This window comes from Pedobacter sp. Leaf170, assembly GCF_920984665.1.
In the GTDB taxonomy this organism is placed as follows: Bacteria; Bacteroidota; Bacteroidia; order Sphingobacteriales; family Sphingobacteriaceae; genus Pedobacter.
On sequence record NZ_CAKLBP010000002.1, the window covers coordinates 450,034 to 471,942 of the forward strand.

The 21,909-nt window shown below is 35.4% G+C and carries 21 protein-coding genes and 1 tRNA gene; 11 read left to right on the plus strand and 11 right to left on the minus strand.

Features of this window, described 5'->3' with window-relative positions:
- Positions 1–155 precede the first annotated feature (155 nt).
- A complete protein-coding gene (locus tag LUA90_RS06970; RefSeq protein ID WP_231458863.1) occupies positions 156–899 on the plus strand; it encodes a ScpA family protein in 744 nt (247 codons plus the stop codon).
- A 63-nt stretch (positions 900–962) separates the two neighbouring features.
- Positions 963–2,234: a serine hydroxymethyltransferase gene (gene glyA, locus LUA90_RS06975; RefSeq protein WP_231458864.1), complete on the plus strand. Its 1,272-nt coding sequence runs from the start codon at positions 963–965 to the stop codon at positions 2,232–2,234.
- A gap of 275 nt (positions 2,235–2,509) precedes the next feature.
- Here glyA and LUA90_RS06980 read toward each other — a convergent pair whose 3' ends face one another.
- The 8 genes from LUA90_RS06980 to LUA90_RS07015 form a co-directional block, all read right to left on the minus strand.
- A complete protein-coding gene (locus LUA90_RS06980) occupies positions 2,510–3,883 on the minus strand; it encodes a hypothetical protein (protein ID WP_231458865.1) in 1,374 nt (457 codons plus the stop codon).
- A 13-nt stretch (positions 3,884–3,896) separates the two neighbouring features.
- Positions 3,897–4,616: a ComF family protein gene (locus LUA90_RS06985; protein ID WP_231458866.1), complete on the minus strand. Its 720-nt coding sequence runs from the start codon at positions 4,614–4,616 to the stop codon at positions 3,897–3,899.
- Between the two features lie 211 nt (positions 4,617–4,827).
- Positions 4,828–5,889 carry a 23S rRNA (adenine(2503)-C(2))-methyltransferase RlmN gene (rlmN, locus tag LUA90_RS06990; protein ID WP_231458867.1) on the minus strand — a complete coding sequence of 354 codons (1,062 nt, stop codon included), beginning with the start codon at positions 5,887–5,889 and terminating at the stop codon, positions 4,828–4,830.
- Between the two features lies 1 nt (position 5,890).
- The gene (locus tag LUA90_RS06995) at positions 5,891–6,172 is read right to left on the minus strand and encodes a Txe/YoeB family addiction module toxin (protein ID WP_231458868.1); all 282 of its coding nucleotides are present in this window, start codon (positions 6,170–6,172) and stop codon (positions 5,891–5,893) included.
- The gene (locus LUA90_RS07000) at positions 6,154–6,393 is read right to left on the minus strand and encodes a DUF2683 family protein (protein WP_231458869.1); all 240 of its coding nucleotides are present in this window, start codon (positions 6,391–6,393) and stop codon (positions 6,154–6,156) included. The genes LUA90_RS06995 and LUA90_RS07000 overlap by 19 nt, the downstream gene beginning before the upstream one ends.
- Positions 6,394–6,508: 115 nt before the next feature.
- The gene (gene rluF / locus LUA90_RS07005; RefSeq protein ID WP_231458870.1) at positions 6,509–7,480 is read right to left on the minus strand and encodes a 23S rRNA pseudouridine(2604) synthase RluF; all 972 of its coding nucleotides are present in this window, start codon (positions 7,478–7,480) and stop codon (positions 6,509–6,511) included.
- Positions 7,481–7,633: 153 nt separating this feature from the next.
- On the minus strand, positions 7,634–8,194 hold the full coding sequence (locus LUA90_RS07010; RefSeq protein ID WP_231458871.1) for a DinB family protein: 561 nt from the start codon (positions 8,192–8,194) through the stop codon (positions 7,634–7,636).
- A gap of 400 nt (positions 8,195–8,594) precedes the next feature.
- Positions 8,595–9,284, minus strand: a complete 690-nt coding sequence (locus LUA90_RS07015; RefSeq protein WP_231458872.1) for a YafY family protein — start codon at positions 9,282–9,284, stop codon at positions 8,595–8,597.
- A gap of 124 nt (positions 9,285–9,408) precedes the next feature.
- Here LUA90_RS07015 and LUA90_RS07020 point away from each other — a divergent pair, with 124 nt between their 5' ends.
- Entirely contained in the window at positions 9,409–11,886 is a 2,478-nt protein-coding gene (locus LUA90_RS07020; RefSeq protein WP_231458873.1) for an ATP-binding protein, read from the plus strand.
- Between the two features lie 20 nt (positions 11,887–11,906).
- On the opposite strand, the gene LUA90_RS07025 is transcribed toward LUA90_RS07020, so the two are convergent.
- The 3 genes from LUA90_RS07025 to LUA90_RS07035 all read right to left on the minus strand — a co-directional run bounded on the left by LUA90_RS07025 (position 11,907) and on the right by LUA90_RS07035 (position 14,036).
- Positions 11,907–13,238 carry a sigma-54 dependent transcriptional regulator gene (locus LUA90_RS07025; protein ID WP_231458874.1) on the minus strand — a complete coding sequence of 444 codons (1,332 nt, stop codon included), beginning with the start codon at positions 13,236–13,238 and terminating at the stop codon, positions 11,907–11,909.
- A 69-nt stretch (positions 13,239–13,307) separates the two neighbouring features.
- Entirely contained in the window at positions 13,308–13,619 is a 312-nt protein-coding gene (locus LUA90_RS07030; RefSeq protein WP_231458875.1) for a hypothetical protein, read from the minus strand.
- Positions 13,620–13,721: 102 nt separating this feature from the next.
- On the minus strand, positions 13,722–14,036 hold the full coding sequence (locus LUA90_RS07035; protein ID WP_231458876.1) for a hypothetical protein: 315 nt from the start codon (positions 14,034–14,036) through the stop codon (positions 13,722–13,724).
- A gap of 565 nt (positions 14,037–14,601) precedes the next feature.
- Between LUA90_RS07035 and LUA90_RS07040 the strand changes: the two genes are divergently transcribed.
- From LUA90_RS07040 to LUA90_RS07075, 8 genes are all read left to right on the plus strand, one after another.
- Positions 14,602–14,674 (plus strand) — tRNA-Thr (locus LUA90_RS07040).
- A 122-nt stretch (positions 14,675–14,796) separates the two neighbouring features.
- The gene (locus tag LUA90_RS07045; protein ID WP_231490665.1) at positions 14,797–15,957 is read left to right on the plus strand and encodes an amidohydrolase family protein; all 1,161 of its coding nucleotides are present in this window, start codon (positions 14,797–14,799) and stop codon (positions 15,955–15,957) included.
- Between the two features lie 5 nt (positions 15,958–15,962).
- A complete protein-coding gene (locus tag LUA90_RS07050; protein ID WP_231458878.1) occupies positions 15,963–16,919 on the plus strand; it encodes a nitronate monooxygenase family protein in 957 nt (318 codons plus the stop codon).
- Between the two features lie 63 nt (positions 16,920–16,982).
- Positions 16,983–17,258 (plus strand): acylphosphatase, encoded by a 276-nt coding sequence (locus LUA90_RS07055; protein WP_231458879.1) that lies wholly within the window; start codon positions 16,983–16,985, stop codon positions 17,256–17,258.
- A gap of 49 nt (positions 17,259–17,307) precedes the next feature.
- Entirely contained in the window at positions 17,308–18,789 is a 1,482-nt protein-coding gene (locus LUA90_RS07060; RefSeq protein WP_231458880.1) for a lipopolysaccharide biosynthesis protein, read from the plus strand.
- 60 nt (positions 18,790–18,849) lie between these two features.
- Positions 18,850–19,281 carry a dUTP diphosphatase gene (dut, locus tag LUA90_RS07065; protein WP_231458881.1) on the plus strand — a complete coding sequence of 144 codons (432 nt, stop codon included), beginning with the start codon at positions 18,850–18,852 and terminating at the stop codon, positions 19,279–19,281.
- A 76-nt stretch (positions 19,282–19,357) separates the two neighbouring features.
- Complete coding sequence (locus LUA90_RS07070; RefSeq protein WP_231490666.1) at positions 19,358–21,043, plus strand: tetratricopeptide repeat protein; 1,686 nt, start codon at positions 19,358–19,360, stop codon at positions 21,041–21,043.
- Entirely contained in the window at positions 21,021–21,812 is a 792-nt protein-coding gene (locus LUA90_RS07075) for a DUF4292 domain-containing protein (protein ID WP_231458883.1), read from the plus strand. The genes LUA90_RS07070 and LUA90_RS07075 overlap by 23 nt, the downstream gene beginning before the upstream one ends.
- Positions 21,813–21,909 lie beyond the last annotated feature (97 nt).

Here is a 21,909-nt window from a genome sequence, read left to right on the forward strand (position 1 = left end):
AATTTTGTGCTAATATTTTAGAAAAAAAAAGCGCAATACACACACAGGTTGTTTATATGTAAAAAAGTTAAAATTGAATACGTAAAGGGTTGATTTTGATAATTTAACATTCTGCATTAAATACTGATTTGATATTTTATTATGTTTGTTTGAGGATGCATGCAGAAAATTTTGAAATAAAGCTACCGGTATTCGAAGGTCCCTTCGATTTATTGCTGTTTTTTATAGAACGTGATGAACTTAATATTCAGGATATCGAAATTGCTAAAATTACAAACGATTTCCTTGCTTACATACATCAGTTATTGGCTTTAAATGTAGAGCTTGCCAGCGAATTTATTCTGGTTGCGGCAACTTTAATGCGCATAAAATCTAAAATGCTTCTTCCCCGTATTGAAGTTGATGATGTGGGTAATGAAGTTAATCCTGAGCAGGATTTAATTGCCCGGCTAATTGCTTACAAACAATTTAAATCAGTTTCTGAAGAATTAAAACGCTTTGAAGATTTAAGGATGCAACAAGAGCGAAGAGGAAATATTGAATATGATTTATCTATAGCCGCAGAATCTTCAGCCCATCAGGATGAACTACTTTCGCTGGATTTATATAAACTTTTGATGGTTTATCATCGTAGCATGCAAAAGTACGACTTGCGGAGCCAGGAGGTAAAGCATACGGTGATTCAGTATCCATATACTATTGAGCATCAAAAGCATTTCATTGCCAATCTTTTAGACATCAATAAACAGATTGATTTTGCGATGGTGCTCAAAAACTCGGAAAACAAGGTTCACTTTGTTTATAATTTTCTTGCCATTTTAGAAATGTTGCAACAACAAATCATTGAAATAAACATAGGCAACGGCTTTAATAATTTTAATGTAAAAGCAATGGCTTAATTGAGCCATATTTAACATGTAATTGCGTACTTTTGCCAAAAAAATAACAAACCTATTTTACGGATGAAACGTGATAACCAAATCTTTGAACTTATTGATAAGGAATTAAACCGCCAGGAGCACGGTTTAGAGCTTATTGCATCAGAAAACTTTGTAAGCAAGCAGGTTATGGAAGCTGCAGGCTCGGTATTAACCAATAAATATGCTGAAGGCTTACCGGGAAAGCGCTATTATGGCGGTTGTCAGGTTGTTGATGTTGTTGAGCAAATTGCTATTGATAGAGCCAAAGAATTATTTGGAGCGGCATGGGTTAACGTTCAGCCACATTCAGGTGCACAGGCTAACGCGGCGGTAATGCTTGCGGTTATTCAACCTGGCGATAAAATTTTGGGTTTCGATTTATCGCATGGCGGTCACTTAACACATGGTTCTCCGGTAAATTTTTCTGGTAAGTTATATCAACCATTTTTTTATGGTGTTGATAAAGAAACCGGCTTAATCGATTATAAAAAACTCGAAGAGGTTGCGTTGGCGGAGAAGCCAAAATTAATTATTTGCGGTGCTTCTGCTTACTCACGTGAGTGGGATTATGCTTTCATACGTGCTGTAGCTGATAAAGTTGGCGCTTTGGTATTGGCAGATATATCACATCCGGCAGGTTTAATTGCTAAAGGTTTATTGGCAAATCCGCTTCCGCATTGCCATATTGTAACCACAACTACGCACAAAACTTTACGTGGCCCGCGTGGTGGTATGATTATGATGGGTAAAGATTTTGAAAACCCATGGGGATTAAAAACGCCAAAAGGTGAAACCCGTATGATGAGTAATTTGCTAGATATGGCTGTTTTTCCGGGTACTCAAGGTGGTCCATTAGAACATATTATTGCAGCAAAAGCAATTGCCTTTGGCGAAGCTTTAAGTGATGAGTATGGAACTTACATTAAACAGGTTGCTGCAAATGCACAGGCAATGGCTAAAGCTTTTGTTGCTAAAGGTTACGGAATTATTTCTGGTGGAACCGATAATCACTTGATGTTAATCGACTTAAGAAATAAAAACATTACCGGTAAACTTGCCGAGAATGCTTTAGAAAAAGCGGAAATTACGGTAAATAAGAACATGGTTCCTTTTGATGATAAATCGCCATTTGTTACCTCAGGTATTCGTGTAGGTACTGCTGCAATTACAACCCGTGGTTTAAAAGAAGCAGAGATGGAAAAAATTGTTGATTTAATCGATCAGGTTTTAACAAATCCTGAAGATGAAGCTAATTTAAATACAGTGAAAGCCGAAGTTATTAAATTGGTAAGTGCATTTCCACTTTACAAATAATACAAAACCTTTTAAGGTTTAAGCAAAAAGCGCTTTACATTATTTTGTAAGGCGCTTTTGTTTTAAATAATTGCACTGAAAAAATCTTCCTGATTTAATCAATAGATATTATTTTGGTAAATCGTATTGATAATCCTTTAATCTAAAAAATCCGGAGCTAAAAAAGTAAAGGGCCGATATTCTATAAAAGAAGTATCGACCCTTACCATCTAAATTAACGCTCTCGATAATATAAACACAGTCGCAATAAATTTGTTTTCAGAGATATGAAAAATTTATTTTTTTTCATAACAACCTAAAGATGAAGGGAAAATTCTTATTTCACCTTTCAAATCTTTTGATAGATAAGTTGTGTAGAAGTTATCTGCTGATAGGTTTAAACCTTTTGATGCAGCCGGACTGCCAAAAGATAATTCAAAATTTTCTTTTGTTGCGGATGTAAACAATGGGTCGCTATTTGTAATGTTATTATTGCTTGGATACGGGTTACTGCTTTTTATTAAATTATTAAACAGGCTGATTTCACTCGTAGCATTCGTCTTTTTTTGAATGTCTAATTCGTTATTTAAGCTGCCCCATATAATATTATTAGTGAGGTTTAATTGCAGCTTATTGTAAGAAGTTAACGATATGTAATCTGAGAAAGTTAGCGCTGCATTCTTTCTGGGGAAACGAGGATTAAAACCCGCAAATGTATTTTGTTTTAGGTTGTAATTGCCGCCTCCAACGGCATAGATAATGTAGTTGCCGCAGTTGTACATTAAATTGTTAAAGGCCAATAATTCTGAGTGGTAACCAATATAAGCCGCAACCTGCATGTTTTTAATAATGGAATTGACGACGATTAATTTGGGTTCTGACGTGTTAGATAGCGAATCTGATGAAATCCCCACAGATGCATTTTTCAGGATGGTATGATTTATTATGCTACTGCCAGAACGTTTTAAATAAATGCCTTTCCATTGTCCGGGTTCGTTAGCATAAATATCCTCTAATCTATCGCCAGAGAATATTATCGGTTCGGTTACAGAACCACTTGCATATAATTTTCCATCAACGTTCATTACAGCATCTTTATGGAAATAAACTTTGGTGCCCGGTCTTATTTCTAAAATACCACTGCTACTTATGGTAATGGAACCATTAATAATGTAGGGTAAGTTTTTATTCCAGACTGTACTTCTATTAATTACTTCGTTATTTATAAAAACCGCATTTTGGCCGTAAGCAAGTAATTGAATGGCTTGTCGGTTTCCGTTTGACTGCAATATAATCGAATCCTGAATAAGGAAAGGGTTTGTTCTCGAATCGGGGTTTATGTTTACTTTAATAAAAATATTTAAAGAATCCTGACCATTAATTTTGAGGTTGGTTCTGCTACTGGTATTTTCGCCGTTAATATTTAGGCTAAAAGAAGAAGCATTACCACCTGCAAGTGCAATGTCTGAGATATTAATTGCTTCGCTATTTCTGTTTATTATTTTAACGGTTTTTGTAATTGAACCTATGGATGTAAATAGGGTGTCGAATAATATAGCATCGCTGGATAGCGCTAGTTTTGCATTCGGGTCAGTTGTAATGTGTTCATCTTTTCTGCAAGAAGAAATAAAAATTAAAAAGATTAAACTGTATAATATAACCGAACGCATAACTCAAATATAATTATTCTGCAAATGCTAAAGCCGCAATACTCACTTTTTCTGCACCATTCTCTAAAAGTGTATTTGCACAAGCTTCTAAAGTAGCACCTGTGGTAATTACATCATCAATTAATAAAATATGCTTGCCTTTAATTAACTCCTGATATGCAATTCCGAAAACATCTTTCATGTTTTCGTATCTATTATAACGACTTTTTTTGGTCTGGCTTTCTGTTGATGTATTTCTGACTAAAATCTTTTCATCCAAAGGGATGTTCATTTTTTCTGCCACACCTTCTGCAATAAATGAGCTCTGGTTATAACCGCGGATACGAAGTTTCTTTCGATGTAACGGAACCGGAATAATTAAATCGATATTTTGATAAAGCGGACTGCTACTTAATCGTTCACCGAGTATGCCGCCCAATAAAACACCTATTTCTGTTTTATTATTGTATTTTAAGCTATGGATTAGGTTTTGAACTTTTGCGCCTTTTCTAAAATAAAGCATTGCCATGGCAGCATGAATGGGTAATCTGCCCCATAATTGTTTGGCTACACGGTTTTCATCGTGGATATGATAATCTGTGTAAGGCAAATCATAAAAACAGCGTGTGCAAATTAAGTGTTCGTTTTGAAATAGCGATGTACCACATGCATTGCAAAGGTTAGGAAACAACAAGCCAATTAAATCAGAGCTCCATTGGCTTAGCCACCATTTATTTAATTTGAGTGCTTCCATTATTAATCATTTAACTAAATATAAGGTTTCTTTAGATAAATTGATGTGATGATATATTTCTAGGCTTTTGGCAACCCAAAATAGTAGCAATTGCAGCTGTAATTAAACCTGATGGAAATGACAGCGCCCGTTTTTCTTCGAAAAAACGGGACTAAAATGTACAGCAGGACAGCACTATAATTTTTGAACTGTTTGTGCTTTTCAAAAAAAATTAAGCTTTTGCTTCTTCCTTAACGGCTAATTGTCCGCAGGCAGCATCGATATCTTTGCCTCGGCTACGGCGAATATTTGTATTTATGCCCTGACTTTTTAAATAGTTGGAAAAGGCATCGATTTTATCTCCATCGGCATTTGTAAAATCAGCAAATGAAATTGGATTATATTCGATAAGGTTTACCTTGCAGGGGATATGCTTGCAGAATTTCGCAAGTTCCATAGCATCCGCAATTTCATCGTTAAAATCGTTAAAAACGATGTACTCGTAAGTAACGGGGTTTTTGGTTTTAGAGAAATAATATTTTAAAGCTTCGGCTAAAGATTGTAAGGAATTGGCCTCGTTAATAGGCATTATTTCGTTACGCTTTTTATCGTTTGCCGCGTGTAATGAGAGTGCCAGATTAAATTTCGCACCATCATCACCAAGTTTTTTAATCATTTTGGCAATACCGGCAGTAGAAACGGTAATGCGTTTATAACTCATATTTAAACCATCGGGTGCGGTTATGCGTTCGATTGATTTTAGTACGTTGGCATAGTTAAGCAAGGGTTCGCCCATACCCATATACACGATATTTGTAAGTGGATTATTGTAGTTTTGTTTAGCTTGTTTATCAATTAGAACAACCTGATCGTAAATTTCATCGGCATTTAAATTGCGTTTGCGTTCCATGTAACCTGTTGCACAAAATTTACAAGTTAAACTACAACCCACCTGAGAGCTTACACAAGCCGTCATACGGTCTTCAAGCGGAATTAAAACGCCTTCAACGATGTTTCCATCTGCTAAACGAAAAGTATTCTTTATCGTATAATCGTTGCTGAACTGCGAATTATTAACCTGAACAGCATTTATGGTGAAGCTTTCATTTAATGCTTTGCGTAAATCTTTAGAAAGATTACTCATGTCATCAAATGTGGTAACCGATTTCTCCCACAACCACTGGTAAATTTGCTTAGCCCTGAATGCAGGTTGTTGCATTGCCGTTAAATGTTGCTGTAGTTGTAGCAGATTTAAGGATCGGATATCGATTTTTTTAATTAATTGTTCTAACATTTTATTTATCACCATAGTGACCGGTAGCGGCTACAATGAAAACGGTGATTATGTTTTCATCTACTCTATAAATTAATCGATCTTTTTGGTTTATTTTTCTCGACCAAAAATTTGATAGATTGTATTTCAAAGCCTCTGGGTTTCCAACCCCATTATATGGGTGGGATTTAAGTTCTTCGAAAATTTGATTTATTCTTTTAATTGATGCTTTATCTCCTGATTTAAGATGCAGTTTAATTTTCTTTTCAGCTAATTTATCTAAAACTATTGAATATTTTCCCATAACGATTTCGTTGGGTCCAGCGTTTTAACATTGCCTTTTTTGATAGACTCTTCTGCTTTTTCTATTGCATTAACCATATCAATGCCGTATAAATTTATCGTTTTCTCACGCTCTGTTAGTTCCCGCTCTTCTTTTTTAAACGGAACCTTCAAAGCTTTTGCGATTGCTTTCAAAGCAGCTAATTGCTCTTTGGTTTCAGGGTGCATAATTAATGTTTCCATAGCTTAAATATTAAATTCTGGCTGAGAATAGCACAAAGGTACTTAAAAAGGCTTTATGCATGAAGTATATTCCTAAAAGACTATAAATCAGCAGGTAATTTTACAATTTATTGGTTTATCTGCCCCTTTGCCGCGTGTTGGTTTTAGCAGAAGATTTACCTTTTGCAGGGCGTGAGTTTCGGTTTGAGCCTGGGCCTTTCTGACCTGGTTTAGCTGACGAATGGGCAGATTGTTTTTTACCACCCGATTTTTGAGCAGGCTTAGATGGTTTAAAGTTTTTTGTTCGTTCTTCCTTTAATTCTGGAATTTCCTCCCATGAGTTGTTTTGTTTTTTAGGTTTGGATGCAGGTTTAGGTTTGGCCTCTGACGAAGACTTTTCTACACTTTTCATCATCGTTTCCATTTCCGCTTCCGTAAATTCTCTAAACTCTCCTGTTGGGATGCCTTTCAAATTGATGTTCATAATTCGGGTACGCTCCAGCTTGGTTACTTCATAACCAAAATGCTCGCACATTCTGCGAATTTGCCTGTTTAAACCCTGAATTAGAATGATATTGAAGGAGAAAGTTGTAAGTTGCCGTACTTTACATTTTCTGGTATTTACACCCAAAATGGGTACGCCATTACTCATTTCGAAAATAAAATCTTCGGTAATTGGCTTATTCACTGTAACTACATATTCTTTTTCGTGGTTATTGCCTGCACGAAGAATTTTATTTACAATGTCGCCATTATTGGTTAAAAAAATTAATCCTGATGAATCTTTATCTAGCCTGCCGATTGGGAAAATACGCTCGCTATAGTTAACGTAATCTACAATATTATCCCTAACACTGCTTTCGGTTGTACTGGTAATGCCAACAGGTTTATTAAATGCCAAAAGAACAAAGTTACTTTCTTCTTTTGGTTCGATGTTGTGCCCGTTAACCATTACTCTATCTCCGGCTAAAACCTGATCGCCAATTTTGGCTCGCTTGCCGTTGATGAAAACATTTCCACGTTCTATAAATCTATCCGCCTCGCGACGAGAACATAATCCGCTTTCGCTTATAAATTTATTTAACCGGGTTGCAGAAGTGTTTTTCATGCTGCAATTTTACGGAAATAAATTGTGTAATTAAGGTTATCAAGACATGACAATCTTTTAAAATAATTTAGCCACAGATAAAAAGGATGAACACGGATTTGGTTTATTAGCCGTATTTATCCTTTTTATCTGTGTACATCTGTGGTTAAAAATTTAGAAAGAAGGATAATCTGCCGTTGGTCCGTAACTCATTGGAACCGGAATATCCAATAACCTAAAATAAACGCCTAATTGTGCTCTGTGGTGAGCGGTTTGGCTAAAAGCAATACGTATCATTTCATACCTTGTCGAATCTGATAAAATCTGTTCGCCATTGCGTAATACCCATCTTTCAGTTAAACTTTCTTCGCTGGCTTTTTCTAATTCTTTTTTGCCTGCGTTGTAGCTTGCTTCTAAAATTTTAGTTAAATCATCGGCACTTTCAATTTTTTTCTCTTCGTAAGGTGCCGTTGCGAAATCCAATCCATCAGTTGTAAGGGCTAAAGAAATCCACTCTGGTAATTCAGCAACATGACTTGCAAGGGATTTCATTTTCATGCTTTTTTCGTGTGGTGCCCAATCGAATTTATCGGCAGGTACACTGGCCATAAATATTTTTGAAGTGTTAAATTCAGTTTCAAGTTCTTTTAGTAATGCTTTAATGATTTCCATTTTTTGTTTGTTTAAGTTTTCTTCTTTGTTAATATCCAGTAGTAAAAAGTCGACTAAGCTCATGTTGTTTGAGGTTTGTTTAGACAAAGAAAATACTGGTGAGTGACAACCCTATGGCAGTGTAAAAAATATATTTTAGATTTTTTTAAAGACTAAAAATTAAAGATGGATGGCAATAAAACTCTAAGTGATTTGCAGAAATTTAAATTTGTCTTAACCAGACGGGCATTTTTCTTTTGACAACAAAAGAAACAAAATTGCCGGCTGAAAATTATTCATTTGTGTTTAATGTTTTTTAGGTACTCATGATTGCTTCGCAGTTTTTGTATTAAAGTTAGTGGTTTGGCTTTGACAATGTATTCCCAATCCCGTACGTACGGGATGTTAGGCCGGTTTAAAGTACAACGAAGAAACACTACTTAGGCTTTACCAAATGCACATACAAAGTTGTAAAGCTTGTAACTCAAAAATCAACTGGCAACATCGTCATATAATCGCTTAATGGCATGTGAGTTTCTTTAGTAAAAGGAATTTGCAGGTTTTTTAAGCAAACGATTCTTGTTAAATTAAAATCTCGGTATTGATTTCTTAAATGGCACCAGCCGATTAAATGCCAGCTGAAAGCATAAAAAATTAATCCGATTGGCTCAACAATCCTTTTGCTTGCTTCATCTTTAATATTTTTATAGTCTATTTCTATAATGTGTTTATCAGAAATTGCCACCTGAATTAATGAAAGATAATCATAATTAAAGCGTAGCCTGGTTGGCGTTTGCAGCTTTATATGCTGATTCATGGTTTCAAGTTTTTCTTTTTGACCATTCTTTAAAACGGCTTTTACTTTTGTTAATGCTGTAGCATAATGCGAACGAATGGAATTATCTGCAAAGCCATTTACTAAAGTTTCTACCAATAGTAATGCGTTGGCTTCATCTGTGTTAAATGAAACTGGAGGTAAAAAGTACCCCTGCACTAAAAAATAGCCTTTATGCTGTTCAAAGCTAATCGGAATACCCTGCTCAACTAATGCTTTTACATCTCGATAAACAGTTCTTACGCTAATATTGAAGCGTTCAGCAATTTTTTCTGCGCTGATGTATTTCTTCGATTGAAGTAGCGTTAAGATACCGAAAAGTCTGTCGATGCGATTCATTTTGTTTGGTTAACTAAAATTAATCAAATTTTTTACATTGCCTTGGTATGTTATTTGTTTAACATAGGTTACATGTGTTTTTCTATAAATATTCGTTTTATATGATAAACAAAATCTCTATTAAATGGCTGCCGTTATTCAAAAGCGTTTCTTAAGGGCAATAAAAAGTAAGGTAATTATTGGGTTTTTATTTGCCTGTTTTGCTTTGCTTTTGGCTTGGGGTATCAGTAAGTTCGCCTTTACGCGTATGCTTAGCACTGTTGAGCAAATTTCTGCACCAAATGATAAACTTAGGCTGGTAAATAACCTTTCTCACAAAATAGCCAGGCTAGATCAGTTACAACGCGATGAAGCTTTTAACAAGCAAGGCGATTACAGTTTTTTAAGGGAATCGAGAAAATTAAGGGCTACGCTAGATACCTTGAAGCGCTTATATGATGGAGATTCTTTGCAACTGGCCAGAATTAAATCGATAAAAAATTTATTATCTGACAGAGATAAACAATTTGTAGACTACCTCAAGGTTAGAGAAACTTTGGTTAATACAAAATCTTTTTCTGAAGAGGTTAAAAAGTTGAATGATTTAGTGGTAAAAAGGTCTGTACAATCAGATAGTGCAGTTTTAACAACTGAAACCACTACATCTACCACAACCGTTGCACCCGAAGAGGCGCAAAAATCAAAAGGCTTTTTAAGCAAGCTTTTTGGTAAAAAGAAATCTGATGTTTACAAAATTATAAACGAAGAATTTAAAGTAAAACGTGATACTTTAAATGCGAAAGCTGAAGACAGCATTATGAAAAGCATGACGGGTTCGTTAAAAAATATCGAACTTGAGCAGCGACAGAAAAGCCAGAAATTTTTAAAACGGGAAGCTGAATTATCTAATGCGAGTAATGCCTTAACGGCTCAAATGCTGCAAATTTTGAGAGAAGTTGAAGGGCAGGCCGTGGCACAAATAGATTTAAACGGTATTCAGGCAAAGCAAGTTGTAAATGATGGTATTACCCAAATTACCGTAATTATCATTGCTTTCTTTTTGCTAACGGTTATTTTGCTTTATTTTATCTTAACAGATATCACTAAAAGCAATCGGTACAGAAAGGAGCTGGAGCAGGCGAAAGATGAGGCAGAATACCACGGAAAGGCAAAACAACGCTTCCTTTCTAATATGAGTCATGAGATTAGGACGCCTTTGCAGTCTATTTTAGGTTATGCAGAATTGATTGCACATCAAGATAATCCTAAAAAGAAAGATATCGATGCTATCTATCAATCCTCTATTCATTTGCTGCAGATTGTTAATGAAGTGCTGGATTACAACAGAATTATTTCAGGAGAGTTTAGTTTTAACAACCAGGTTTTTGACATCCGTAAAATTTTGAGCGAAGTGATTTCTGTGATGCGACCATTAGCAGAGCAAAAATCGTTGCTGCTTAATGCCAATTTAGACATTACTGGTGTTGAGTTTGTTAGAGGTGATGCCTTCAGGTTAAAACAAATTCTGTTTAATTTAATTGGTAATGCCGTCAAATTTACCCTAAAAGGGGAGATAAATTTATCCGTTGCCTGCAAAAGGCAAGGAGATGATTTACACTTTCATTTTACCATACAGGATACCGGAATTGGTTTTGAAGAGAGCGATATCAGCAAAATATTTAACGAATTTGAGCAGATAGAATCGCCGGAAAAATATGTTATTAACCAAACCGGAACAGGCTTAGGCTTACCAATAGTAAAATCTTTAATCGAAGCGCAAGGCGGAAGAATTCATGTAAAAAGTAAACCATCAAAGGGTACAACCTTTAATATATACTTAACTTACCAATACACTGATGAAAAGGTAAATGAAGCATTAGATTTGGAACATTATGCCATTGTAAACCCGGGTTTGGTTTGGATTATTGATGATGATAAGCTTATTCTTGATTTATGTGGTTTCATTTTCGGTAAAAATAAAATTCCGTATAAAAGCTTTAATCATGTGGCTGATATTTTACATGAAGAGGTTGCCCCAGATTTAAAATACGTATTAATTGATATGCGAATGCCCGAAATGAGCGGTATTGAATTGTGCCATTTATTAAGGAAAAAACTCCCAGCCGAAGTTAAGTTTTACGCCATAACAGCCCAGGTTTTACCAGAGGAAAGAGAAATGGTTCTGGGTGATGGATTTGATGGTTTGATTATGAAACCCTTCCAGGCGGTAGATTTATTATCAATTTTTGATAAAACTAAAATTGTTACTGATGCAATAGAGTTTGATTTTTCTTCAATAGAGAAAATGACTTTTGGCGACCAGCAGATGCTGGAAAAAATATTAACGAGGTTTAAATTAGATTGTGTTAACGATTCAAAAGAACTTACACAATATATTAAAGATAATAATCAGGATAAAAGCAGGCTAATTGTTCATCGCCTTGCCGGGCGAACCGCCCAAATGGGTGCTAAAACTTTAGCAACCGCTTTCCGCGAATTGGAAATAGATATTGCCGAGATTGGATTAACAGATGGAAATTCTAAAGAAGTTCTAAATCAACTCCAAAAACTGGAGGGTTTAATCGCGGTTATAGAAGAAATGGAATGCGCTGGAGCAAAATAATTTTCGCCGTTCTTACCACATTATTCTATCCCGTATCGCTCCATTTTGGCGTACAATGTTTTCCTGTCGATATTTAAAATTTTTGCAGCTTTTGATTTATTGTGCCTAACCCTGATTAGGGTTTCTGTTATCAAAGCTTTTTCGTTTTGTTCGTTCACCGCCTTTAAATCTGATGAATTTCCAACCGCTGTTTGCTGATGAACAGAAATCATCATCTCATCTGGAAGGGCTTCTACTTGCGCAACATCACCTTGTGTTAATAAAACCATTCGCTTAATTACATTACTTAATTCACGCAGGTTTCCTGGCCAATCATAATTTAAGAGCAGGCTTTTTGCATCTGCAGATATGGTTTTAACATTCCTGCCTAAGTTGCGGTTTGATAGTTGCACAAAATGGTTGATAAATAATTCAAGGTCGGAGCCTCTATCACGCAATGGAGGCAACTGAATTTTAAATTCGTTTAAGCGATGATATAAATCTTCTCTAAATTCACCCTGTTGCATGCTTCCTGCTAAATCATCATTGGTTGCAGTTATAATTCTAACATCAACCTGAATTTGCTTTGTGCTGCCAAGCGGTTGTATAACGCGTTCTTGCAGGGCTCGCAGAAGTTTTATTTGTACTTCGTAACTTAAATTTCCTACTTCATCTAAAAATAAAGTTCCGCCATCTGCAGCCTCAAACTGACCTTTTTTGTCATTTAGTGCGCCTGTAAAAGCACCTTTTACATGTCCGAATAATTCACTTGCGGCCAAATCTTTCGATAATGCACCACAATCTATAGCAATAAATGGTTTATTTGCTCTTTTACTTTGCTGATGTAAAGTTCTGGCGGCAAATTCTTTTCCCGTTCCGCTTTCACCTTGAATAATTACCGACATATCCGTTGGTGCAACCAAAGCAATATGTTCATACAATTTATCGGCAATTGCGCTTCTGCCTTTAATAAAATCGCTTTCAGCAGGTTTTTGGTTATTGTCTTTATCCTGCTTTTTTGTAAGCGAGTTTTTTATAACCATCAAAAGTTCATCAGGGTTTACAGGTTTGGTAATGTAGTCGAAAGCGCCCATCTGCATAGATTTCACAGCTGTTCTTACATCATTAAAACTTGTCATGATGATTATCGGGGTCAGAAACCCTAAGTTTCTGGTGTGGGTAATCACTTCTAAACCAACGCCATCTGGTAAGCGATAATCAATAAGAAGCAAATCAAACTCCTGATTTTCTATAAGTTTAAAAGATTGCTTTACATGGGTTACGAGCGTAACCTCATAATTGTTTTTAGTTAAAAAACCTTCAAGTAATTGAGCAAATGTTGTATCGTCTTCTAAAATCAGGATTCTCGCCATATAACAAAAATACGAAAAGCCAGTTAAATACTGGCCTTTCGTATACTAGGTAGATGCAATAATTTGGGGTTATTGTACTGGTTTACCGTCTTTATCAATCTTAACTGAGCCTGTTTCGGCTTCTTTTTTAACATTGATTAGGTAATATTCTTTTGTTCCTTCTTTAACTGCCCAGGCTTCTGTAGCGGTCCAGCCTTTGTAAGCATCAGATTTTAATGCGGTTGTAACCGGCTCTGGTAATTCTTCTAATTTTACCGGAGTTTTTGTAGTGCTATCTTGACCTGCAACAATTGCAGTTGGTTTTAAATCTTTAATTTCACTCGCTTGTACTGCTGTTAATCCTGCTACAGCTAATGCTGCTGATAAAATGAACTTTTTCATAGTTGTAAATTTTTATTATAAAGTGTAGCCTGGTAAATGGCTACACTATTGGTTAATTATGCCTCAATCGAGGGTATTGTAATTTTTGGGGTGCTATTAATATTATTGTACCGGCTTACCGTCTTTATCAATTTTAACCGAGCCAGTTTCAGCTTCTTTTTTAACATTGATTAGGTAATATTCTTTTGTTCCTTCTTTAACTGCCCAGGCTTCTGTAGCTGTCCAGCCTTTATATGCATCAGATTTTAATGCGGTTGTAACCGGCTCTGGTAATTCTTCTAGTTTTACCGGAGTTTTTGTAGTGCTATCTTGAGCTGCAACAATTGCAGTTGTATTTAAATCTTTTACTTCACTTGCTTGTACTGCTGAGAATCCTGCGAACGCTAAAAATGTAGCTGATAAAATGAACTTTTTCATAGTATGATTTTTAAAATTTAATATTTGTAACAATACTTGCTAAGGTTTCATAATAATGCCAAAGCTGGCATGCCTTATTAACTTATTGATTTTCAAGACTATAAAAATTAGTAGCTTAATTATGTGTGTAGACTTTCTCCACACATTGGGGGTAATGCCAACAGGTTAAATTGATTTTTTAAATTTTTGGAAAGCAAAAGCACTGCTAATAATCAAAGTTCGTCCCGTTATTCGCTGTAGCCCTCGCAGAAAAAGCTCGGGGCTGCCGCTATTACCGGGTTTAGGTAAATTGGTTTCTGCAGGAAATAGAAAGGGTAGCTCCTGCTCCGATGTCAATAACTCAAGCAAATTTGTGCTTGTCATCCTGAGCTTCCCTAAACTTCTTGACAAGTTATTGTTATACAGAATCTTTAGTTCATAAAAAGTAATTTAAGGTATTCGAGAAGCGCAGACTGACAGATTGAAAGGTTAAATTAATGAGGAGAGGTTAAAGCGAAACGAATAAAATTTTAAAAAACTTTTTTTCGGCAACATAATTTTTTCTATACTTGCAGCCCGATAAAAAGCCTCCTTAGCTCAGCTGGTAGAGCAACTGACTTGTAATCAGTAGGTCATTGGTTCGATTCCGATAGGAGGCTCTTTTTTATCTTCGATTGCAGATTTAAAATATTAGATTTTGCTCAAAACCGATATCTTTTCTTAAAGCGTTTTACTCCACAGCTTTACTACATTCATAAATCAAAAATCATAAATTCGCTTTATGTTACAATATTTTGCAGCCGATTGGATATTTCCTGTTAATGCACCTGCTATAAAAAACGGTACAGTTGTTACAAATGCTAAAGGCGAAATCACTAAGCTTCTTAATGAAGATGAATCGAAAAATTTAGATGTCTATAAACACAATGGCGCTATCGTTCCAGGTTTTGTAAACACCCATTGCCACCTCGAATTATCGCACATGTTTAAGCAAATTCCAGAACAAACCGGTTTGGTGGAGTTTGTAAAGCAGGTAATTAAAAGTAGGCAAGCTAGCGATGAACAAATTAAAGCATCTATAGAAATTGCTGATAAACAAATGTTTGATAATGGCATCGTTGCCGTTGGCGATATTTCGAATCAAATTGTTTCGAAAGAAACTAAATTAAAGAGTAAAATTTATTACCATACTTTTGTCGAAGCAATGGGATTTAATCCCGATAGGGCAGAATTAATTATGAAGCATTCAAAAGAAATTATGAATGATTTCTCCCCATTGCATGCTTCCATAGTTCCCCATGCACCATATTCAGTTTCTGCTGAGCTTTTCAATCTGATTAGAGAAATTGCTCATCAGAATAAGCAATTTATCAGCATTCACAATCAGGAAAGCCCGCAAGAAAATTCATTTTTTCAAAACAAGACAGGCGATTTTTTAGAGTTATACAAGTTTTTAGGTTTAGATATATCGTTTTTCCAAGCGACAGCCAAAACATCATTGCAAAGCTATTTGCCAAACTTAGAGTTGCTTAAAACTTTAATGGTTCATAATACGGTTTCCAGTAAAGAAGATATTGATTTTGCAAAAAAGGCAAATCCAAATTTATACTGGTGCCTTTGTTCGAATGCAAATTTATATATAGAAAATGCATTACCTGATGTAGATTTACTGATTAATGAAAACCTGAAAATTACATTAGGAACCGACAGCCTGGCAAGTAATCATCAGTTAAATATTCTGTCTGAAATGAGAACCTTGCAAAAGGCAGAAAAAGTCAATTTCGAAAAACTTTTAACTTGGGCGACTATCAATGGTGCCGAATTTTTAGCATTAGAGAATAAGTTAGGAACAATTGAAATTGGCAAAACGCCTGGCTTAAATTTGATTCAACTATCTAATAATTTTGAAATAGAAAGTGATAAGGTTACTAAACTGATTTAATATTTATGAATTCAATTTGTAAACTTTTTAATATAAAATACCCGATTATTCAAGCCGGAATGGTTTGGTGCAGTGGTTGGAAGTTAGCTTCGGCGGTTTCAAACGCTGGTGGTTTGGGGATTATTGGCGCAGGTTCAATGTATCCTGATGTTTTAAGAAGCCACATTCAAAAATGTAAACTCGCTACTGATAAGCCTTTTGCAGTAAATATACCTTTGTTGTACCCGAACATTCAAGAAATAATTGATATTGTTATTGAAGAAAAAGTTAAAATCGTTTTTTCATCCGCTGGCAACCCGGCTACATGGACGAGCACACTAAAAGCGCATGGAATTATAGTTGTACATGTTATTGCAAATACAAAGTTTGCCTTAAAAGCTCAGGAAGCCGGTGTTGATGCAATTGTTGCCGAAGGTTTTGAAGCCGGCGGACATAACGGTAGGGAGGAAACCACAACCATGTGTTTAATACCGATGATTAAGGCTGCGGTAAATGTTCCGGTAATTGCTGCTGGTGGTATTGCAAGTGGAAAATCGATGTTGGCGGCCTTTGCATTAGGTGCCGATGCTGTTCAAATTGGTTCTGCCTTTGCCGTTGCTGAAGAATCTTCGGCACATCAGGCATTTAAAGAAAAGATTATTTCATCCGCCGAAGGCGATACCAAACTGGCCATGAAAAAGGTTGTTCCCGTTAGGTTATTAAAAAATGAATTTGCTGATGCAGTTGAAAAGGCTGAAGCCGAAGGCACCGGGAAAACTGAACTGATGGATTTATTAGGTAGGGCAAGGGCTAAACTTGGTATGTTTGAAGGTGATATGCAAAATGGTGAACTGGAAATTGGTCAGGTATCAGCTATGCTAAATGAAGTGAAACCTGCAAAACAAATTTTGGATGAAATTTGGAGCGAATACAAAGCCGGATTAAAAAGATTAAAGGATTTGCACAACGAATTAACAGACTAACTATTTGATAAGCATTTGGAATGTTAACTTTGCAACCGTAAAACAATTCAACATTTAATTTCAATGAAGCATTTCAACATCGTTATTACCGGAAAAGTTCAAGGTGTGGGTTTTCGCGAAACCACCAAAATTATTGCCAATCAAATGATGGTTAATGGTTTTGTTAGAAACGAAAAAGACGGCTCGGTGTATGTTGAAGCAGAAGCAGATGATATCTTCCTTGAAGAGTTTGTAAACTGGTGCCATGAAGGGCCAGACCGTTCGCGGGTTGAAAATGTTTCGGTAAGCGAAGGCGAAGTTAAAAACTATCGTAATTTTGAAGTTTTAAGAAATAAATAGATTAAGCATCTTATAATCTAAAATCGTAAATCAAAAATCTGAAATAAAATTGTCTGTATATAAAAAATTTGTTGGGCAAACAATGGTTTATGGTCTTAGTACCGTTTTCTCCCGATTGTTCAATTTTATCCTTACCCCAATCTATACTTCGGTGTATAAAAAAGGCGTGTATGGAATTTTTACCAACATGTATGCCAATGCCTCTTTGATAAATGCAATTTTGGCTTTTGGTATGGAAAGTACTTATTTCAGGTACCTGAATAAGTTTGAGGATAAAAAGCAAGAAGTTTACAATAACTCTTTTTTGTGCATTGCCTTTATTTCTACTCTTTTTTTAATAACCGGGTTAATTTTTTCAAATCCAATAGCCACATATCTGGCCGCAAAAGCATCCGAAGTTTCTGATTACAAACAGTATGTTGGTTTTTTTCTGTGGATTTTATTTATTGATGCCATTTGTGTAATTCCTTTTGCCAAACTGCGGGCAGATGGAAGGCCATTTAAGTACAGTGTTGTAAAATTCCTAAATATTGGCTGCTTCGTTGGCTTTAACCTGATATTTATTTTTGTACTGCCTGCCATTATAAAACATAACTGGATTGGTGCATCATGGCTACAGTCTTGGTATCGCCATCAATGGATTGGTTATGTGTTTGTATCTAACTTAATTGCAAGTTTAGCTACGCTTTTCGCATTGCTTCCTGAGTTTTTAAAAATACAACTGAAGTTTGATAAATCACTGTTTTCAAACATGTTTTCTTATAGCTGGCCTATACTTATTGCAAACTTATCCTTCATCGTAAATGAAAATTTAGATAAGATTGTTCTAAAAGATTTGCTTCCGGCAGATATTGCTAACGAAGAAGTGGGTATTTACGGCGCTGTATGCAAAATTGCCATCTTTCTGAGCATATTTATAACTGCGTTCCGCTTGGGGGCAGAGCCATTTTTCTTTAGTCACGCTAAAAATAAAAATGCCAAAGAAACTTATGCAACCATTTTGCAGTATTTCGTAATTGCGCTTGCCATACTTTTTGTTGCATTAATTGCAAACATAGAACTTTTAAAATATTTCATCAGGAATGAAGAATACTGGGTTGGGTTGCCTGCTGTACCATATTTATTAATGGGTTATGTTTTTTTGGGCATTTACATGAATTTATCAATATGGTATCGCCTTTCAGATCAAACCCGCTTCGGTTTATATATTTCAGTTATTGGCGCTATTATAACAATTGTGTTAAACGTTGTACTAATTCCTCGCTTCAGTTACATGGGTTCTGCATGGGTTTCGATGGCTGCTTATGCAATTATGACCATCATTTCGTACATCCTCGGACAGAAACATTATCCAATTCCATATAACCTAAAAAAAATACTTGCTTATTTAATAGTTTCAACCATAATAGTTTTTACCTCGTTTTTTGTGTTCGATAAAAATATTTACATCGGCAATGCGATGCTTATTGCTTTTATTGCCGGTATCGCTTACTTCGAGAAAAATGAAATCAGAAAACTTTTAAAACGATAATGCAATAATCATTAATTCACTCATTTATTCAATCAAACATTCAGTCATTCAAAATTATAAATGGAGATAAAAATCATCAATAAATCAGAACACCCATTGCCACAATATGAAACTGCTCATGCTGCAGGTATGGATTTGAGGGCATCAATAACTGAGGAAATTACGCTAAAGCCTTTGCAAAGAATGTTAATCCCGACAGGATTACATATTGAATTGCCAATTGGTTATGAAGCACAAATCAGACCGCGAAGCGGGTTAGCTTACAAGCACGGAATCAGTATTGTTAATGCACCCGGAACTATTGATGCAGATTATCGTGGAGAATTGAAAGTTTTATTGGTAAATTTATCCGATACGGATTTCAAGATTTTAAATGGCGAGCGTATTGCTCAAATGGTTATTGCTAAACATGAAACTGTAAGCTGGAATCTTGTTGAAGAATTATCTGATACAGCAAGAGGAGCGGGCGGTTATGGGCATACGGGCAAATAAATTTTTAATGATTAAGTTTTAATTATTGAATGTGTTGCAATAGCCAAATAGCTCATCTGGCATTTAGGTTTAAATTATGAGAAAATACATTTTTTTCGCTTTAATTGCTTTTAGTCTGCAAGCTTTTAGTCAGCTGCCTCCTGTAAAACTTAATCAGGATAGCAATGTGGTTAAACAGCTTTTCTTTGCAGGCTTACGCGAAAAAATGTCTGAGAATTTTGTCGTTGCATCTACAACTTTTAATAAGGTAGTTACGCTGGATACCAAAAATCATGCTGCTTATTATGAGCTTGCTGGTTTAAATCTAAGGCTTAATAAATTATCAGAAGCCGAACTAAATATCAAAAAAGCTATCGATTTAAATCCAGGAAACAAATGGTATTTGCGTTTGCTAAGCGAAGTTTATAAGCGGAATAATAATATGGTTTCGCTTATTTCTGTATTTAACCAATTGATAGCAATCGAGCCTGAAAATGACATATATTATTTTGATAAGGCAAATGCACAGTTAATTGCTAACCAGGTTAATGAAGCAAAAAAAACCTACAGCGAAATCGAATCAAAATTTGGCGTATCGAGAGAATTAACAAACGCCAGGAGGAGAATTGATGGAACTAATGCAACTGAAAGCGACATTGTAAAGTTGTTAGAAGGCAACCAGGCCGATGTAAAAAATTATCTGTATGCTGCGGGTTTATTGCTTCAAAAAAACAACGATGCTGAAGCTTTGAAAGTTTTATTGAAAGCACAGCAAATAGAGCCTAAAAATTTTGAAGTGAACCTTGGCTTGGCAGATGTTTATCGCAAGCAAAAGAATGATGAAGCCGCATTTGCATCGTTAAAATTAGCATTTGAAAGCGAAGAGATGCCGATTGATGAAAAGGTTAAAATAATTGCAGCGCTTTTCCAAAAAATAGATCAGCCAATAGTATCTAAAAACATTACAGCCTTAGGTAAAAGTTTAGCAGAAGCTAACCCGAAAGATGCAAAATCATTATCGCTTTATGGTGATATATTGTATCAGCAGAACAAGTTGCAAGATGCGTTGGTGCAATATCAGGCAGCTTTAAAACTTAACGAACAAGTTTACGCAGTTTGGGAACAGGTAATAAATATCCAAACTTTATTAGGCCATTATACAGATGCAGTTAAGCTTGGCGATGAAGCATTAACCATTTATCCCAATCAGGCAAGTTTATACTATTACATGGCTTATGCCTTGTATAAAACGGGCAAATATGATGTTGCTCAAAATAACCTCAAAAATGCACTTCAGCTGGATGTAGATAATAAAAGCTTACAAGCGCAGGTATATGCTTTGCAAGGCGATATTTTCATTAACCAGAATAATTTTCCGCAAGCCAAACTAGCATTTGAAAAGGCAATTATAACCGAGCCTGATAATTATCTGATAATGAATAATTATGCCTACTACCTTGCTTTAAAGAATGATGATTTAGCTAAAGCGGCAAAATATGCAGAAACAGCAGCGAATGCGATGCCCGAAAATTCATCGGTTGCAGATACTTATGCATTTATTTTGTTTAAGCAGCAGAAATACGATTTGGCAAAAACCTGGATTGAAAAGGCATTGCAAAACAATAGCAATAAAAACGGTGTTTATTTGGAGCGCTACGGCGACATTCTTTTTCTTAAAGGTGAAAAAGATGCAGCGATGCTCCAATGGCAAAAGGCCAAAGATGCCGGTAATGGCTCAGAAGTTTTAACAAAGAAAATCAATGAAAAGAAATATTTTAAATAGTGTTTTAATCCTATCTGCAGTAATGTTCTTTGCTGCTTGTAAACCAAAAAAAGAAATTGTAGTTGCGCCAACAACCACACCAGCACCTAGAACCGATAATTCAAAAATCGAAACCCTGAATTTATTAAATAGTAAACAGCTTAAGTTTAATACACTTTCGTTAAAGGCAAAGGCTTCGCTTGATATTTCTGGTGATGTAAATGATGTAACTATGAATTTCAGAATGAAGGATAAAGAAGTGATTTGGGTGAGTATTACTGCTTTAGGCGGAATGGCCGAAGTTGCAAGGGCTTTAATTACGCCCGATAGCATCAAAATTCAAAATAAGCTTAAAACTGAATACCTGAAAAAACCTTTCAGTTACATTTACAATTTTACCAATAAACAGGTAAACTTTAACACCTTACAAGCTATTTTAACAGGCAACGCCATGGGCGAATTTTTGACTGAACAATCTACATTAAAGCAAGAAAATGGCGCATGGATAGTATCAGGCAATAAAGAAAGCTTAGATTATCGCCTGCTTTTTAATGCTCTTTTTAAAGTTGCCGAAACTAACCTTAACGATGCTAAAAACGGACAAGCGTTGAAGGTAAATTATGATGATTACCAAAAGCTTAATGAGTTCCTTTTTCCGGGCAGTTTAAAAATTAATACCTTATCAGGAAGTAAAAAAATTAATATCGAAATGCAGTACGTAAAAATTGATGGCAATGTTCCGGTAGATTTTCCGTTTACTGTACCAAAGCGATACACGATTGTGAAATAATTCGTACCCAATCGAAATTATTCATCAATTAGATTTAAGTATAAAATTTTGCAATTTAAATGTTTCGTTACAGGCATGAAGTTTTTGTGAAGATGAA